This window comes from Novipirellula methanifontis (assembly GCF_052161655.1).
Lineage (GTDB): Bacteria > Planctomycetota > Planctomycetia > Pirellulales > Pirellulaceae > Novipirellula.
This window is the reverse complement of sequence record NZ_CP197418.1, coordinates 7,335,285-7,353,356: the sequence shown is the minus strand read 5'-3', so window position 1 is coordinate 7,353,356 and position 18,072 is coordinate 7,335,285. Positions and strand designations below refer to the sequence as shown.

Sequence of the window (18,072 nt, the reverse complement as noted above, 5' to 3'; positions counted from 1 at the left end):
GATTAGACTGGTAATCCTGAGATCCCCGTCACCAGCAGAACAGCAAGTAGAAGCATGCATATGAATCAGCCATTGGTCTTGTTGACCACGCTCATGTTTGTCGCCGTCACACCCGTGTCAGCCGCCGAGCGGCCTGTCAACGTACTGCTGATTACAGCGGATGATCTAGGGTTGCAGCTGAACTGCTACGGAGACCAAACGGTCCCGACCACAAATCTAGACCAACTCGCTAGCGAGAGTGTTCGTTTTGAAACCGCATATGTCGCTCAAGCGTCTTGCAGTCCCTCTCGCTCGGCCATGCTGACGGGAATCTACCCGCATGGCAACGGGCACTACGGGCTGGCCAACGCAGGCGTCGGTTTTCAGGTGCGGCAGCAGTTGATCGAACAATCGATTCCGAATCAACTCAAACGAATTGGCTACCGTACGGGCGTGATCGGAAAACTGCACGTGAACCCTGAAGCGAAATTTGCGTTCGACATGCGGGCAAAAGACGGATTCGGCCAGCGGGATATTCGCAAGCAGGTAGGACACGCAGAACGATTTTGGAAAGACAGCGGCGAAACCCCTTGGTTCCTCATGTTCAACGTCTTTGATCCCCATGTGATGGGCAAGCGAGGAAGTGGCGAGCCTGACTTCCCTGACGTCGTCATGGGCGTTCCCGAAACGCCGATCGGTCCCGAGGATGTTACCGCATGGCCGTGGCAAGCTGTCGACACGCCCGTGACACGAAAACGCATTTCTGGATATTACAACTGTGTCCAGCGCGTGGATGCCGCGATCGGTATGTTGATGCAGTCGCTCGAGCGAACCGAGCAGCGTAAGCGAACTTTGATCATCTTCCTTGGCGATCACGGCCCTCCCTTTTCTCGTGGGAAAACAACCTGCTATGAAGCGGGATTGCGAGTGCCCTTTCTAATCGATTGGCCGGGTGTCACGGTGCCCCATGTTTCCAAACGTTTGGTCAGTGCGGTTGATATTGCGCCGACGGTATTCGATGCCGTTGGAGTCCGCAGTTCAACGATGGTGCATGGCAAGTCGCTGCGGGAAGTCGCAACGATTTCCTCATCCGAATCTAACTCGAAAACATGGCGTGAGACTCTCGTCGGTGAGTTTCATTTTCACGGTGCCGGATCATTTCATCCGACTCGGGCGATCACCGACGGACGCTATAAGCTGATCCATCGCCTACCGGGCAGTGTGGGCAAACCGATTGTTTCGGTCGATGGAGACCGATCAAACAGCGAACGGGAAAAGCTATCGCCCACGGCGCCATGCCAAGCCGTGTATCAGCGACTGCAAGATCCGCCGACATGGGAATTGTACGACTTGCAAGTCGATCCGTATGAATTTAATAATCGCAGTGGAGCCGAAGCTTTCAGCGAAGTCGAAACGAGCTTGCGTTCCGCGTTATCGCAGTGGCAAGAGACGACGAGTGACCCCTTTCGTGAAAAATCTTTCTCCGCAGAAGTCTCGCAGAGATATGTAAAATAGGCAGTGCGTTTCCAGGTAGGAGCCCAACGTCGTAAACGATTTTGTAGCGGAACTCGTGCGTGAGTTTCGGGGGATTTTGCTGGACCGCTAAAACTTTGGGCTTGTTGTGATTTTTGGTTGCGCAACTTTTCTGCCACCTCTCCACCAACTTCGTTGGGGGAGAGGTCGAACGGAGCCTTCAGCGACGTTCGGGTGAGGGGGCTGACCGAGCAAGTCGCTGGCCGACGATAACGCCGATTGCACCGGAATTGCTCGCCGATAGCGCGGTCGCCCCCTCACCCGAGCAACGCCTAAAGGGCGTGCTCGACCTCTCCCCCGACTTCGTCGGTGGAGAGGTAACTGCGGTATAGGCCGAAAGAAAAACTCACCCCCAATATCCGATGACAACAGCAAAGATTTAGCAGTCCAACGCTAGCCCCGGTTTAGCGCCGGAACCGTGGCTAGCGCCAAAACGGCCAATTTACTGAAAGGCTCCTGCCTAACTGCTTAAGACTAAACCTTTCCTTGTTCCGGTGAACTAAATGTGTCATTCGGTACGTCGGTAGAGTTCGCTCGCCCCTTCAATCAACAGGTAGCGGGCGTTGGAGGCAACGTTGTCGAAGCTTTGAATCTGCCCACTTGGCCACTGTATCTCAACATGTTCCAGCGAAGTGAGGTTGCCGATGCCAAAATGCAGCACTGCTTCGTTACTGACCATGTATCCATCCCCTGCGGTTCGATGCGCCGTCCACGATTCCGGACCGGCTGTGATCGTTGCGATCGCACCAATTGCATCCCGCTCGCTGGTTGTGCCGATCAGCTCGAGCTGGATCCAGTTCAACGCGTCGGAATTATTTTGTAAAACTGCGACGGGTTGATCTAAGTGATTGGCGACGAGATCCATTCGCCCATCCTGGTTCCAGTCCCAGGTCGCCAATGCTCGCCCCAATTGTTCGCGTTGCCAATAATCGCCCGCTGCTGTGGGTTGCTGCAGCGTGAAACCACGCTGATCTCCCTTTAGCAGTTGCGCCTGCATACGGAAAGGCACGCCCTGGTCGGTGGCATCGAAAACATGCCCGTTAAGTGTTGCTAAATCGGGCCAGCCGTCGTTGTCGTAGTCGCCCGCTTGGGTGCCAAACCCCAATACCGGCATCGAAGGAGCTTGCAATCCGTAGCTCATCGCTTGATCAGAGAAGAATCCCAGCCGATTCTGGATGAACAAATTAACCGGTTCATGATAAAAGTTGGTGACATGAACGTCCAACATTCCATCACGATTGAAATCGGCCGCCGCGATTCCCATGCACGCTTGGCTGGTTCCGCCTTGCCCAATACTGCAGCCTCGGATCCCTGCCGATTCGACCATTGAAAAACGATCATCCGCATCGGCATCCGCTGGAATGCTGCTCCAGAAGTGATTTAAATCACCATCGTTGGCCACGAAAAAATCATTTCCATGCTGTTTGTCAAAGTTGGCGACCACTACACCGAGTCCCAACTTGGGATCGTCGTCAATCGTTCGGAGTGATTGCCAAGTCGAGAAGGTGCCATCGGAATTACCCTTGAGCACTCGATCTGCTGCCGCACGGAATCGCTGCGGTTGACAATGCAAATAACCTCCGGTGCATTTAATCTCAAATGCTGTTTGATCATTGATGTAATTCACTTGGATCATTTCCGGCAGATGATCGCCGTTCAGATCCGCAATCGCGAAACTGGACGTCCACGTCACGGGGTTGTCTTGGATCAGATCACTCGCATCTCGAAAGCTGCCATCACCTTGATTGACAAACAGAACCGAGACCCCCACGTTGCCAATCAACAGGTCTGGAAAGCCGTCTTGATTGACATCGCCGACCGCAACGCCCGCACCATAGCCCCGGTCACCCGTCCCCGACTGCAACGTCACATCAGCAAACGATCCATCGGGTAATGACCGAAACAACTGGTTTGGATTAGAACCGAGCGGATCATTCGGTGGACCTGCGGACTGCACGATGTAGAGATCAGGTAAGCCATTCAGGTCGAAATCCACAACGCCAATCCCGCTGCCGTCGACTTGATAGGCGTAGAAACTGTCTTGATCGAAATAGCCAGTGTCGGTGTGGGTTGCTATTCCAATGTCTCCAGCAATATCGTCAAGCTGAATTGTATGCACCGATGTATCGAGCTGGGACAGCGAATCATTATGCACGTCATCCGTTGATGTCTCGCTTGAAGTCGACGCGGCGACCGCGGTGTGATCTTGCTGAAGGTTGCCGAGTTCGGGGATTGGCCAATCGCTGATATCGAAGCCCAGCAATGTTGCTAAACGTACCTCCGCGATCCGGTCTGGCGTTGTCGAGCTTTCCCATTGTGCGACCGAAATCGCACGACGGTTCAGTTCGGGAATGACCTGCGGGAACTTACCTGCCAATTGGGCGGAGCGCATCATCCACGCCATGGCTTCCCACGGACGCGTGAATTTTTGCATTTCCGAAGCGATCCACATCGACTGTTCGGCATCGGCGTCGCGGGCGATGCGAAAAATTTGATCCAAGGTTGCCAGTTGTTTCCTGAGCGGAACGGCCTGCTTTTCCGCACCTGTGCTATCGAGCGACTCTATCAACTCTCGTAACGCTTCACGGTTCCCAGGATCTAAACGCAGGGCTTCTCCGAACGCCCGGATGGCTTCACGATGCCGATTGTGGTGCTGCAACCAAGTCCCCAGAGTGGTCCAGTATTCCGGTTGTCTTTGAATGCCATCGGGCAGGTTGGCAAACCAATTTTGTAGCGTTTGGTCACGCCCGTTTTCTACCAGCAATCGTCCGTAAAACGCAGCCGCGGCGGCACTGTTGGGGTAGACGTCGACAATCTGCTTCACCGTCGCAATCGCGTCACTGCGATTGCGATCGTGCCCCACGTAGGCGGTCCTCATTTCGCCCAGCCAAAGCAAGGACATTTCTGACTTATCAACCACATTGTCAAAGGTAACGAGCGTGAACGGCCCCCTCAAATCGATCAAGCTCAGTGTCTCGTTCCAATTGACTGCCTTCAGACGGATCAACTCTTCGATATGCTCGCGTGTCTCAAACCGACGTCCTTGAGCGTTAAAGAGTTGAGGACGTCGTTTGGTGCCACCCACTTACCCACTTCCGACGGAGTCTCACTGGTTTCCTATCTGAAGGGTGGTAACGCGCTGCCTCGTGACTACCTTTACTGGGAACTTCATGAAAGAGCGCCCAAGCAGGCAATTCGATTTGGAAACTGGAAGGCGGTGCGCGACCGTATTGGCGCGTCGATTGAATTATACAATTTGGAATCTGATACCGCCGAAAGCGACGGCGTGGCGAACCAGAACCCGGAATTGGTTGCCAAAGCGGAACGACTGATGGACAAAGCCCGCGTTGAGAACGAGAACTTTCCGTGGGTTCCCAAGCGGTGACAAATGAAACAGCCTCCTGGAGTGTCTAAGAATAAAACAACGAATTGGCGGCCAACAAATCCGTAAATCCATCATCGTTAAAATCGCCAATCGTGATCCAATTCACAAACTAAGTGTTGTTGTGTAACGCAACACGGGTGACCTCAAAAAACTTGCCGTCTAGGTTTCGGAACAATCGATTGGGCGACGACTTTCGCGACGGCACAAAAAAACGGACGTGACCTAGGCAGTCACGTCCGTCATCATTTGGCATCAAACTTTGTTAGCTCAAAGCATCGTAACCAAAACTAGAACTCCGCTTCGATCGTCTCTGAGCTCGCGAGGGTTCCCAACGCTCCCCACAATCCGTAGGGACTTTTCATGCCCACTCCATCGTTGGCCGCCAAACCGTTTCCTGGATTGGCTCGCCCAAATGGAACGTGGCTCTGATCGCCCGATTCAATCGATTCGGTGATGAATTTCACGGCTCCATCGCCCATCAGCACATGGCATCCTCCCTGGTGACGGCTAGCGGCAGAGTAGATCCCGAAATTTCCCTCACCGCGGCATACGTTGTAGCCGTTCGGTGCGCGAATGGTGACGAAGGCTGTGTACGTTTGCCGACCATCACTCCATCGACGTCCGCGTTGGTGATTGGGGTTACTATCCCAGTTAGCCGTGGTCGACCAAAATCTTGGCCGCTGAGGGTCAATGACTCCACTGGATTCGTAAGAGTTTGGCGAAACAGAGGCAACGTTACCGTCTCGATGGATACTGCTAATGGTTTCCTTTTGGCCATTTCCGACAACGATTTCACCGCACATGATCGTGTTGGAAAGACCGTCGAGGATATCACGGAAGCCGGTAAAGCTTCGTCCATGAAAAGTTCCACGAGCCCAGCGATTGCCGGCTTCAGCGCCCCAGGTACCATCGCCACTTGAGGTACCATCGTCACGTTTGCCATTGTGGTGCTGCTCAAAGAATGCGTCCCCTTCACACGCAGCGTAATTCGTGAATGCCACGCGTTCCGCAGTAGCCTGAGTCGGGTCGCTCGGACAGCGGTACGAATTGACCTGCGTCACCCATGGACGGTAATCAGCGTACCAAGGAGCGGGCCCCATTGGAGGCCAGACTGGATCTCGTGCTGAGCCATCTCGGTTGATATTGCTGGGATTTGAAATCTGTTCCCAGAGCGACTGTTGCTCGATAAATGGCAGCGTTCCAACAAGAAACGAAAGGTTAAAGCGATTACTTTCTCCACCCAATGCATACGAACCACCACGCTGCATGGGCAGCTTGTCGTATGCGGAGTGATAGTTGTGCAGCCCCAAGCCCATCTGTTTAAAATTATTACTGCAACTCATGCGGCGTGCAGCTTCCCGGGCGGCCTGGACCGCTGGAAGTAGCAAACCTACCAACACACCGATAATCGCGATGACTACCAGCAGTTCGACGAGGGTAAAGCCCCGCCTCAATTTAGAATTCATTTGACCATAACCTTACAATTAGAAGAAAAGACGAAGCAGTGAATGGGGTAGCGTTGTTGAATTGCGCATAGCCCGAACGTAACGGAGGTTAGCAAACCATTGTAGCGTTGTCAAATTTCCTGGTCGAAATCACGGGATTACACCTCACAGGATTAGACGAGAAATGCTCAAGAAAGTACGAATAAACGAAAGATGGCTGCCGCTGACAACTTGCAATCAAGTACCTGTGAATCAGCCAACACAAGCAGCCCGCAACATGGAATGAAACGGCGAAAGGCAGATTTTGTGAAGGAAGGATTAACTTCCATATTGCTTTTCATGTTCCGCTTTCATTTGGGCCTCGTAATCTTCTCTTTCTTGGATCTCCTCCTGCGTTACCGGTGGTGCCGAATCGACATCGTAACTGGTGCCTTCGTTGGAACCGCACCCAGTCAGTGAAATTGTCATCACAAAAAGAGAAAGCAAAAGCATTGAACAACGAATCATAATAATTTCCTCTGGATGGTTGACCTTGTATGGTCACAGTTTAAATAGATTGAAATGACGTGAGAGACTTCGCTTGATCAAAATCCACCGAATCATTCCGAAAGTAATAGTCTACACAGTATAGTGTAATGGTTTTTATGGTCGCATTGCCGACCTCTGGTGTCAAGCCAGTAATCGTTAAATCATTCTCGCAGGTAGATCGGTCGGTGATTGCGTTGCTCTAAAAGGGCTCGTACGCGAGGGAAATCAAAGTGTCCGTTTTCGTCAACCAGGACCTCGGGGCGCGGCTGGATTTCCGCGTTTTTGTCGATTAATTCAATTGATCGATTGAACATCTCCATTCGCTCCCGGGCGGGCGCGAGCGGGTCGCTTTCCAAAGTGCGACGCTGAGGCAACGTTTGCAGCGATCGTCCAGCAACAATGCGAACGGCATCATAAGGATCATTGAGGCCGAGCAAGAGAAACGGTTCCATCCAGTCTGTTCCCGATGCTTGCTGAGCAGGTTGCCATCCTAGTGCAGCAACCTGCACCACCCGCTGCGCCGCGTCCCCGCGAAGTAGGTGCAAGACCGATGTCGAGACCGGTTGAGAGACTTCCAATTGCTCTTTGATATCAAATTCCTGTCCGTACCACTCGCTCAGTTTCTGGCTGACCCAGCCAAACGTTTTATCAAGGTGACAGAGCGAACAGGCGTCGGGCCGGTCACTCGTTCGGCTGGCTTGAATTGACGGGCTTGAGATTTGGTGGCTGCGGATGGTTTTAAGCAATCCGTAGGTGGTGTGTGGCATGTGGCAGTTCATGCAGCGACTGCCCTCGGATTGCACTGCGTGATGCGTGTGTTCAGCAATGTTATCTTCGTGTTCCTGATGGCATTGGAGGCAAGCTAAATCGCCTCGCATCCCAGGTTTTAATTGATCGTCACGCCATTCGTTGACATCCCTTTCTGCGGACGGGTGCATGGTGTGGCATGACAAGCACGTCATCTCGCCTTTTTGGAAACAGGGCGATTCGATCAATCCGTTGTATTCGCGGCCCGCAATGCGAGGGGTCCCGTCGGACCAGAAACCGCTGCTGAGCTCTTCCATCGACGACCATCGCTGAAACGTTTCTGTATCTCGAAATTCCGGCGTGGCACGAACAACGCGTGAGAACCCGACTTCGCTGAGTAATTCGCCGGGCCGAAAGGGATTGCCATTGCGACTGTAATCAGACTGACTGACGACATCGTAGTCAGGAATAAAAATACTGTGACACTGTCCGCATACGTCGGCGGAAGCCTGCTTGGAAAGGTTGCCTGGATTGACGATCCTGTCTGGCAGTTGGCTCGCGTGGTCACTGTCGAGATCCGCAAGAGAGAGAATAACGGACGGATCCGAGGCATGTTTGTGTGCGTGCCCCGCGCCCTCGCCATGGCATGCCTCGCAGGCAATTCCGAATTCGCTGACTCGAGTATCCCAGTCTTCAGTGAGTTCGTTGAACCCCTCGGTTGGATGGGTGGCATGGCAGCGACTGCAGGTGCGATTCCAAGTCCCGAGTTCGAGGACGTTGGAGTGAACGCTGGGCCGCAAAAAACTGGACTCACGTGGTATCCAACGCTGCTCTTCTTTCAAAAACACGATATCCAGTTGGCCCGGCGTGCCATGCACATCCGTCTCGTACCAGAATACATGCAAATGATGAGACCCGGTCATCAAAACAAGTCGGCGACTTCGAACTTGATTCCCCACCAAGGGATCAGGAAAGCTGACCTGGAAATGGTCGCCGTTCTGTTCGAAAACATAGGTTTTGTCGTCGATGGTGACCGTTTGGTTAATGATCGCATCGGGTGCGGTTTTCTCGTTGACTTGCTGAGTCATCGTCCTGTGATAGGACGAGTGCCATGATTTGTGCGCCTCTGCATGACATTTTTGGCAGGTCGTTGAGCCGACGAATCCGCTTCCGATTTCACTCTGAGGTCCCAAAACCGCGGCCGTAAGCGTTAAGAGGGGTTTGCTCTGCTGCCCATCGATTCCGCTCGTACCGAAATCGCGTTGGATGCTGGAGGAAAAGGTCGGATCGGATTCGGCAGCAGACACGTCGCTTTGAACCGGTGGGGAAACGCGGGGCGATGCCGTGGACCGAGGCATCGCCTCTGTTGCTGGCGTTGACTCCGACAAAATGAAACGAATGCCGATTGCCAAGAAAAGCAGCAGGGCGCCGAACGTCGCTAAAAAAAAGGTTTGTTTGTTCATTCAACACGTATTTGGCAGCGGTTTCGGATCACGTAGAAGCACATGGAAAGAGCATTATTCCGATCCTGATTGTACCATCTTCATCGCAGCCTCGGTGCGTGTCACTGAGCCCAACCGCTTCCACCAATTTGAAAGTTGAGTCGAGATGGGATCGTCGAGCTGAACAGGTCCCACCAGGACCAGACAGTTCAGGATTTTCATGGGATGCGGCGGTAGAGTGCACTGGTGTCTTCGATCAGCAGATAACGCGCATTCGATGGCACATGATCGAAGGTTTGGGTTTGTCCGCTGGGCCACGACACCTCGACGCGCTGGAGCGACTCAGCGTGGCCGACGCCGAAATGGAGAACCGGTTCGTTACTGACCCTGTACCCATCGCCAGCAGTTCGAAAGGCCGTCCATGATTGGGAATCTGCGGTCACCACGGTGACCACAGCACCAATCGCGTCCCGCTCGCTGCGTGTCCCAATCAGCTCGAGCTGTAGCCAATTCTGCGAATTCGAATTGTTTTGCAAGACCGCCACAGGTTGGTCCAAATGATTTGCGACGAGATCCATTCGCCCATCGCGGTTATAGTCCCATACGGCCAACGCTCGCCCCAATTGTTCGCGTTGGAAGTAAGCCCCTGCCGCCTCGGGTGGCGTCAGTGTGAAACCGCTACGACTCCCTTTCATTAATTGCGGTCGCATGCGAAAAGGGACCCCTTGGTCCGTGGCGTCATAAACGTGACCGTTGAGCATGGCAAGATCGAGCCAACCATCGTTGTCAAAGTCACGCGTTTGCGCACCAAACCCTAACACTGGCATGGAGAGCGATTTCAACCCATATTGCGTCGCTTGATCGGAAAAAAAACCAAGCCGATTTTGAATGAACAAATTGACTGGTTCGCGGTAGAAGTTGGTGATTAGCATGTCTAACATTCCGTCTCGATTGAAGTCGCCCGCAGCGATTCCCATGCATGCTTGGGCACCTCCGCCTTGCCCAATACTGCAGCCTCGTAACCCCGCTGATTCAATTATTTCAAACGGATCTTCGGTGTTGTCCACATTCGAGGTACTGACCCAGTAGTGATTTAGATCACCATCATTGGCCACGATAAAATCATTTCCATACTGTTTGTCAAAGTTAGCGACCACTACCCCGAGTCCCAACTTGGGAGCGTCGGCAATCGTCGTGATCGTTTTCCACGTCGAGAAGGTTCCATCGGCGTTGCCCTTGAGCACTCGGTCCGCTGCCGAACGGAATCGCTGTGGTTGACAATTTGAATAGTCACCTAAGCATCGAATTTCAAATGCCGTTTTATCGTCGATGTAATTAACTTGAACTATTTCCGGCAGATGATCACCACTAAGGTCCGCAATCGCGAAACTCGAAGTCCAAACCGTCGGGTTTCCTTGGATTAAGTGACTCGCGTTTCGGAAACTACCATCTCCTTGGTTGATCAACAGCACCGAGGCACCCACATTGCCGAGCAACAGATCGGGGAAGCCGTCTTGATTGAGATCACCGACCGCCACGCCCGCGCCAAAACTCCGGTCGCCAGTCCCGGTTTCCTCGGTTACTTCGTGAAGTGAACCGGACTGTACTTGGCGAAACAATTGGTTCGCGGTGGAACTGCTTGGATCATTTGGTAAGCCACCGGACTGCATTATGTAGAGATCGGTTAAGCCATCGAGATCGTAGTCCAGCACGCCGAGGCCGCTGCCATCGATTTGATATGAATAGAAGCCTTCGACATCGAAAAAACCAGTGTCGGTGTCGATGTCCAGTCCGATGTCAGTCGCAATGTCGTCGAACCGAAGAGCATGCTCGAGAGGTCCAAGCCGCACGGGAATATCCGTTGCCGAATTGTCCCTAGATGTCGATGCAACGGATATCGCCTGATCTTGAAAGAGCTCATCCAGTTCAGGCATCGGCCAATCATTGATGTCGAAGCCCAGCAATGTCTTCAACCGCGTGTGGGCGATTTGCTCCGTCGACGCCGAGCCTTCCCATCTCACCACCATGGCGGAACGTCGATCTAATTCAGGGATGATCTGGCCTAGCCTTCCCGCGAGCTGTGCCGAGCGTTTCATCCAAGCCAAAGCTTCCCACGGTCGTGCGAGTTTTTGCAACTCAGTGGCAATCCACATCGCCTGTTCGGCATCGGCTTTGCGGGCTAAGCGAAAAATTTGATCCAAGACCGCCAACTGTTCTCGCAGCACAACCGCTTGCTCTTCCGCTCCCGTACTGTCGAGCGAACGAATCAACTCTCGCAGTGCTTCGCGGTTGCCTGAATCCAAATGCAGTGCTTCTCCATAGGCCCGAATCGCTTCCTCGTGCCGCCCTTGATGCTGCAACCAAGCGCCGACAGTAGTCCAGTATTCTGGTTCCGTCAGCGTGTCGTCAGGGAGCCCATCCGACCACCCCTTCAGAGCTTGATATCGTCCATTCTCCACCAACAAGCGTCCGTAGAACGCGTGCGCAGCGGCGCTGTTGGGACACTTGTCAACAATCCGCTTCACCGTGGCAATCAGATCTTCTCGATCGCTTCTGGAGTCCTCGTACGCCATTCTCATTTTCCCAAGCCAGAACAAGGAAGCTTGCGAATCATCAATGACGGAATCAAATGTCACGAGTGTGAAGGGGCCACGTAAATCGATCAAACTAATCGTCTCCTTCCAACTGACAGCTTTGCCCCGGATTAACTCCTCAACATGCGTACGTGTTTCCACCCGCCGTCCTTGAGCGTTATACAAATTTACGAGCATGCGTCGCGAGTCGATATCATCAGGCGCGACTTCAATCGCCCTGAGCAGATTCGCTTCGGCGAGTTCATAACGTCCCGCTCTCAGGTTCCAGTCAAAGCAACGGATCAATATTGCGGGCGCATTTTGAGATGAGGCCTGCGCCAACCGCGTACCGTAGTCCGCAGCTTCGGCGAACTCCTCGCGTCCCGAATGAATCTTAATGGCCAATTCCAATGCCTGCGGATTATCAGGCATGTCGTGCAGGATCTCGCGAATAAGTTGCAATGCGGACAGAGATCGCCCTTGACTTATAAGACGCTCGGCTTCTTGCAACCATCCCGGAGATTGTTCCGCCGTCGCAATTATCGGCGCCGCATAATTGGAAGCTTCTTGCTGGCAGCCTGTGAGCAGAATGACAAGCACAAGCAAGTAGCCCCATGCGAGTAGATGCCCCACCTCCGATGTGAGATTTCGCTGTTTGAGTGACTGACGAAACAATAAAACAATATGGGGATCGTGAGGCAACTTTGAATATCCAGTGGTCAGGGCTCTCATAGGTCTGTCAAAAAACTCGGAGTTGACACGGCATTTTAGCATTGCATGTTACTGAATATTTTGTTTCGTATTTAATTAACCTATTCGCAAGTCCCAGGAAGGGGCGAGCGGCATTAGGACTCGCTCCCTTGGAACTCAGAAATTCATTAGGCTTGTTTGAATTCCCTTGTTTGCCCGCTCTGCGCGGCATTGGTTGAGCCCAAACTGCTTATCAGTGAGTGACCCAACATGTAGGCGAGGCCTCCTCGCTCATGCGTTGGGTTATTATTTACACGCCAATCTCGCCGAACGATTGTATCAACAGGCCGCAAAATACCAAACTAAGGGATGGTAACAAAAAAAACGGGGATTATCTGCGGTTACCCCCGTATTGCAAGTATCGTCACTGCTCACGAAGAGTTTCGTTTATGGTCGGGTAGCGCTAGCTCGTGTTAGTCTCGCGTCCCAGGGTCTCCCCAGACTCCGAACAGGCTTTTTTTCCCAGCGTCCGCCTTGGTGCCGTAGCCGCCCATCGTCGGATCCGACTCAATTGCATTACCTTGTTGCCCCCCGGCTTCGAACTGCCTGCATTTGGGTTGAGAAATTAAAACCACGAGCCATTTCACGGATGATAAAAAAAGGATGATAAAAAAAACAGTATCAATAGAAAGCGGCTTGCTGGCGGGGCAAATCAGTGCTTTAAAGTAGGGTGACTCTCTGAGTCGCGTTTATCGTGTTTTATCGCTTGGACGACTCGAAGTGTCATCCTACAATTTATCACTGATTCTGCCTGGGGCTTGCCGGTGGCCAAGATTCGACTGAAACTGGGTTGCCGAGAGGTGCGAAATACGAACAAACTTCCTGTGAGGATTCATGGATTGGGTGCAATCGTGAATTCGACTTGCAATACCCTCGCCTCCCAAGCAACCTATTCTATTTCCGCCGCAGATTCACACATGCTTCCTCACTTGTTGTTCATCAATTGGCGCATTCCGTTGCCGGCCCGCTTGGTGGGAGCCATTTTATTGACATCACTGTTGGTGGCAGGATGCAACCAACCTGGCTTACCCGATGTGGCGATGTCAGACACCGATTCACAAGACCCGAGTAGCGGTGCCGAGCCCACGGTTGACCTTATCGACCAAGCCATTGATGCATTGACGCAGGGGCGATTTGAGATTGCTGACCATGCTTTGAAGCAGTGTTTGTTAGCAGATCCACATCACCCGAAAGCTTTGGAGCTCTCTGCTGAATTAGCGAGCCGTCGTGGCAATGCGGGGGCCGCCGCAGTATTGTACCAATCGGCTATTGACGAATACGGGGCTACTGCGGATCGGCAGTTGCTCGATAAATGGTACAAGAGTCTGATCCAGGCGGGCCGTCCTTATGAAGCGATTGAAGCATTGGAAAACGTGAGCGAACGATTTCCCAGCGATTCGCAATCACGTTACGACTTGGCTGGATTGGCGGCGGCTTTCGGAATGCCCGAAGCCGCTGTGCCTGCCTTGCGTTGGCTCGTCCAACGCGGCCAAAGCGATCCTGAGTCGCTGCTGTTGTTGGCTGATCCGGCGCGTGTGGAACCGGATGTCGACAGCTGCGAGAAAATACTTGCCATCTCCGGCGAAGATCGTCGCGCCGAATTTGGATTGGCACGCTTCGATGCGTTGCACCAAGATTGGACCGCAGTTGCCACGCGACTGGAGCCCATCGTGCAGCAATTTCCGCAGTTCGTTCCAGCCTATACCTTGTACGGTCAATCGCTAGCGGAACTCGGCGAGGATGCAAAACTCGCTGCGTGGCAACAATCGGCTCCCAAGTCCGCCATCGATTCGTCACAGTATTGGATGGTGCTCGGTCGATGGGAGCAAAGTCGGGGGAATCATGAGGCGGCCGCGAAAGCGTTTTGGGAATCGCTGCGACGTGGCGGTATCATTTATCCTGAGGTGTTAACGTACTTGCTCGTGTCGGTACACCAACTCGAGCGAACCGATGACGCCACACGGTTAACTGATCTGATCGTCAAACAAACCGAACTCCGTGACGCATTGAAGATCCATCTCGAAAGGCGAGATCAGTCGCAGGCGGCCTGCATGCGTATGGCCGAGGCGTTGTTGGCTCTGGGACGGGTTTGGGAAGCCGAAGGTTGGGCGCGAGTCGCCGTTGCACTTCCACAGGAAAAGCTTCCCGATCTGCGTGAGCGATACATGTCGATTCGCAGTCATTTGCAGAAGGAAACCCCGTGGCAATTGCCGGAAACGGTGGCTGCAACTCTGGTCGACTTGAGCGATTTGTCAGGTGTGACCGCGGCAGGTTTGGCTCAAAGCGTGGACGCACCGGCATCGGCTGCAAAAGGTCGAATTGCGTTTGCCGACCAATCTCGCCAGCGAGGCTGGATCCACACCTCCCTTCCGGCTCCCGAGGTGGGTGGTCACTCCATCGAGCAGAGTGTGGGAGGTGGAGTCGCCGTGATCGACTTTGATTGTGACGGTTGGCCCGATCTCGCCGCCGCAACTCTGGATGGCAAGGCTCTGCAAAACGACTCTTCGCCCAATCGGCTCAGCCGCAACCTGAACGGAACCTTCGTCGATGTCTCTGCGGCGGCAGGTTATTGGGACACCGGATTCGGCCAGGGCCTCGCTGTGGCTGACTACAATGACGACGGCTTTCCCGATCTGCTGGATGCCAACATCGGTCGCAATCGACTCTACCGAAACAATGGGGATGGTACCTTCACGGATGTCTCGGAATCGGTCGGACTTGCTGGAGAACTGTGGACCACCTCTGTCGCGATGGTTGATCTCGACGGCGACTCGATTTTGGATCTCTATGAAGCCAACTACTGTGCGGGTCGTGCTCCCTTTGAACACGAGTGCCGCAACAAGTTTGGTTTGGGAACTTGCTCGCCATTGATTTTTAATGCGGAGCCGGACCGTGTTTGGCGCGGCCGTGGCGATGGCACGTTTACGGAAGCGACCGAGGATTGGATGACACAAACGTCACCCGGTCGGGGACTTGGGCTCGTCGCCGGCGAACTCGATGAGCGGCCTGGTCTCGACGTGCTGGTCGCTAACGACATGACCGTCAATCATCTCTGGTCATCGCAACCCAAATTATCGCAGCCTAAATCATCGCAACCCGGTCGGAAAGGATTTCAGCTGACCGATCTCGGTGTCGTACGGGGACTGGGGACGAGTGGCAAATCGCACTCCCAAGCCTCCATGGGGATCGCGGCAGCGGACGCGGATGGAGACGGAGATCTCGATCTGTTCATGACTCACTTCTCGGACGATTACAACACCTACTACGAGCAAGTCGCCCCTGGTTTCTGGAGTGATCGGAGCTATCAGATGGGGTTCAGTGAGCCGTCGTTGAAGTTACTTGGTTTTGGTGCCCAGTGGGCGGATTTCGATAATAGCGGCGGCCTGGAGCTCGTCATTGCCAACGGGCATGTTGATCGAGTCGATCGCGACGACGTGGCCTACCGTATGCCGCCACAGCTGTTTTCACGCGCCGCGAGCGGACGGTGGGAAGAATGGGATCGAACCGCGTTGGGCGAATACTTCACCCATGATCATCTGGGACGGGCGCTGGTGACTTTGGATGTCGATCGCGATGGTCGATGCGATGTCGCCATCAGCCATCTGGACGATCCAGCGGCGCTGCTGGTCAATCAAACCTCCGATGCGGGGCGATCGATTAGATTGGAACTCAAGGCGACGCAATCACCACGCGACGCAATCGGCGCACGCGTCACGGCCACGATCGGGACTCGCAAGTATGCCGTGCAACTAACGACGGGTGATGGTTACATGGCCTCTAACGAACGTCGGATTCACATCGGATGTGGTCAAACTGGAACGGTTGAGGAAGTGACCGTTTCCTGGCCATCGGGACACGTTGAATCCTTCGGTGTCCTTCCAAGTGGTCGCGACTACTTGCTCGTCGAAGGGGCGGCGGAATCGCTGACGATGTGGGAACATCCTTGAGGTTCGGAAACAGGGGCAGGTGCCGTTGTTTGCACTAAGCAGTTAGGCAGGCATCATTGGGTGAAATCTCGTTAGCCGTTTGGGCGTTAGCCCCGGTTCAGCGCCGGAACCCTGGCTAACGGGCTGTTGACTTATTCGAAATGCAACTCGCAGTTGTGAGCCGTGGGCCGTAAGGCACCGGGTAATGTGCGGGACCCGGCCGCTCACGCGTCACGGCTCACTAAATCAACAGCCCGCTGGCGCCAAAACTGCCAATTTACTGATTGACTCCTGCCTAACTGCTTAGACGGCCTACACGACCCACTCGCTGAACTTCTCAAAGTGATTCACGATTCAACCTGCCGCGAATCACTTCCGCTCGATGAGCTTCTTCATGTCGTCGGTGATGGACATGACTTCGAAGTCCTTGAAGAACATTTCGCAGTCGGTGCCACCGTGCATTTGTAGACCGAGTTTGCCCGTCTTCTCGCTCGCTTCGTCGACGATATCCGACGTGCAGAATCCGTTTAGCGTCTGGACCAGGCGGTCGCCGTACGCGGCGGTGCAGGTCGTGTTCCACTGGTCATCCTTGTTGCGGACCTTTTCGACAAACTCGTCGTTCGTGACGACCCAGCCGCGGCCGGGAATCGTCTTGCCGTCCACAATGCCGGCGGTGTGCCAGAGCGCAGAGTCCTTGCCGTTGTTGGCGATTTCATTTTGGAACCCACGCAGTACCCAGGGAGCGCTCGTTTCCTCGGCGCGAAAATACAGGGCGCTGTTGCCGCCGTGCATCCGATACGTCACGCGAGCGATGAAGTTGTCGTAGTTCTTGTTGGAGATGACCAGACCGTCCTTGCCTTGGTTCTTGGAGTGGACGCCGTGCAGGACGCCTTCTTCGGTGAACGACCATTCTTCCGGGAGAACAAACTTGGCATCCGCGAGTTGGTAGTTGCCGGCGTCGCCTTTGACGAAGAATGAGTCCCACTTGCTCTCGCCCAGATCCTTGACGCGGATATTCCTCCAAGCGACGGAGCCCGATTTCCCAGCGTGAATCTGCAATCCGATAAAGCCTTTCATCGAAAAGCTGTCGAACATGTCGACAACCAGATTGCCGTTCAGCCATGTCTTGATGGACGGTCCGACGCACTGAATTTCCAGGTCGTTCCACTCACCTTCTTTACAGCTTGCCTGAGCGGCATCGAGACGATCCTGCGGAGTGTGGGCATCGAGCCATATGATGCCAAACTTGTGGCCGCGACGCCCTTCATCGTAGATGCGACCGGTCGCGTCGCCGCCGGGCCGAATTTCGTACTGATAGCCGTAGACCCGCTCGTTATCACCCTCGGGACGTGCGTCGGAACGGAACTGGACGCCTGAGTTCCCAGATTCAATAAATTTGTATTGCAGCTTCAAGACGAAGTTGCCAAATTTCTTTTCGGTACACAGAAACGTATTGCCCGGCGTATTCGGAACGCACTTCCCGACGATTGAGCCGTTCTCGACTTCGTACTCCGCGGACCCGCCGCGTTTGACCCAGCCGGCCATGTCGGTGCCGTTGAACAGGGAGGTGTATCCATCCTCGACGTCCGCCGCCGACGCCGTCAGACAGCAGGGCGTCAAGAGCCCGATCAACATAGTCGCTACAAAAAGTTTTCTCATCGTTGTCTCTCCTAGAAGTGGTACTTTTACATTGTTTGTTTTTGTTTAACCGCGTGCCCATCGGGCCGCGCGATGTAAGGACGCGCGGCCCGATGGGCACGACGG

At 53.9% G+C, this 18,072-nt stretch carries 11 protein-coding genes; 3 read left to right on the top strand and 8 right to left on the bottom strand.

The window, feature by feature from the left end; all coding sequences use genetic code 11:
• Nucleotides 1-54: 54 nt before the first annotated feature.
• Entirely contained in the window at nt 55-1,494 is a 1,440-nt protein-coding gene (locus SH528x_RS26555; protein ID WP_442506464.1) for a sulfatase family protein, read from the top strand.
• Between the two features lie 526 nt (nt 1,495-2,020).
• Here SH528x_RS26555 and SH528x_RS26550 read toward each other — a convergent pair.
• Entirely contained in the window at nt 2,021-4,597 is a 2,577-nt protein-coding gene (locus tag SH528x_RS26550; RefSeq protein WP_442506463.1) for an FG-GAP-like repeat-containing protein, read from the bottom strand.
• Nucleotides 4,598-4,768: 171 nt separating this feature from the next.
• On the opposite strand from SH528x_RS26550, the gene SH528x_RS26545 reads away from it, so the two are divergent.
• Nucleotides 4,769-4,897 (top strand): hypothetical protein, encoded by a 129-nt coding sequence (locus SH528x_RS26545; protein ID WP_442506462.1) that lies wholly within the window; start codon nt 4,769-4,771, stop codon nt 4,895-4,897.
• 25 nt (nt 4,898-4,922) lie between these two features.
• Here the strand turns inward: SH528x_RS26545 and SH528x_RS26540 are convergent, their stop codons facing one another.
• The 6 genes from SH528x_RS26540 to SH528x_RS26515 all read right to left on the bottom strand — a co-directional run bounded on the left by SH528x_RS26540 (nt 4,923) and on the right by SH528x_RS26515 (nt 12,957).
• Nucleotides 4,923-5,003, bottom strand: coding sequence for a hypothetical protein (locus tag SH528x_RS26540; protein WP_442512182.1), 81 nt, complete (start codon nt 5,001-5,003; stop codon nt 4,923-4,925).
• Between the two features lie 181 nt (nt 5,004-5,184).
• Nucleotides 5,185-6,363: a DUF1559 family PulG-like putative transporter gene (locus SH528x_RS26535; RefSeq protein WP_442506461.1), complete on the bottom strand. Its 1,179-nt coding sequence runs from the start codon at nt 6,361-6,363 to the stop codon at nt 5,185-5,187.
• Between the two features lie 297 nt (nt 6,364-6,660).
• On the bottom strand, nt 6,661-6,849 hold the full coding sequence (locus SH528x_RS26530; RefSeq protein ID WP_442506460.1) for a hypothetical protein: 189 nt from the start codon (nt 6,847-6,849) through the stop codon (nt 6,661-6,663).
• A gap of 182 nt (nt 6,850-7,031) precedes the next feature.
• The gene (locus SH528x_RS26525) at nt 7,032-9,080 is read right to left on the bottom strand and encodes a multiheme c-type cytochrome (protein WP_442506459.1); all 2,049 of its coding nucleotides are present in this window, start codon (nt 9,078-9,080) and stop codon (nt 7,032-7,034) included.
• Nucleotides 9,081-9,277: 197 nt separating this feature from the next.
• Nucleotides 9,278-12,334, bottom strand: a complete 3,057-nt coding sequence (locus SH528x_RS26520; RefSeq protein ID WP_442506458.1) for an FG-GAP-like repeat-containing protein — start codon at nt 12,332-12,334, stop codon at nt 9,278-9,280.
• Nucleotides 12,335-12,795: 461 nt separating this feature from the next.
• Nucleotides 12,796-12,957 (bottom strand): hypothetical protein, encoded by a 162-nt coding sequence (locus SH528x_RS26515; protein WP_442506457.1) that lies wholly within the window; start codon nt 12,955-12,957, stop codon nt 12,796-12,798.
• Nucleotides 12,958-13,233: 276 nt separating this feature from the next.
• Between SH528x_RS26515 and SH528x_RS26510 the strand changes: the two genes are divergently transcribed.
• A complete protein-coding gene (locus SH528x_RS26510; protein ID WP_442506456.1) occupies nt 13,234-16,329 on the top strand; it encodes an FG-GAP-like repeat-containing protein in 3,096 nt (1,031 codons plus the stop codon).
• Nucleotides 16,330-16,677: 348 nt separating this feature from the next.
• Here SH528x_RS26510 and SH528x_RS26505 read toward each other — a convergent pair whose 3' ends face one another.
• Entirely contained in the window at nt 16,678-17,967 is a 1,290-nt protein-coding gene (locus SH528x_RS26505) for a 3-keto-disaccharide hydrolase (RefSeq protein WP_442506455.1), read from the bottom strand.
• Nucleotides 17,968-18,072 lie beyond the last annotated feature (105 nt).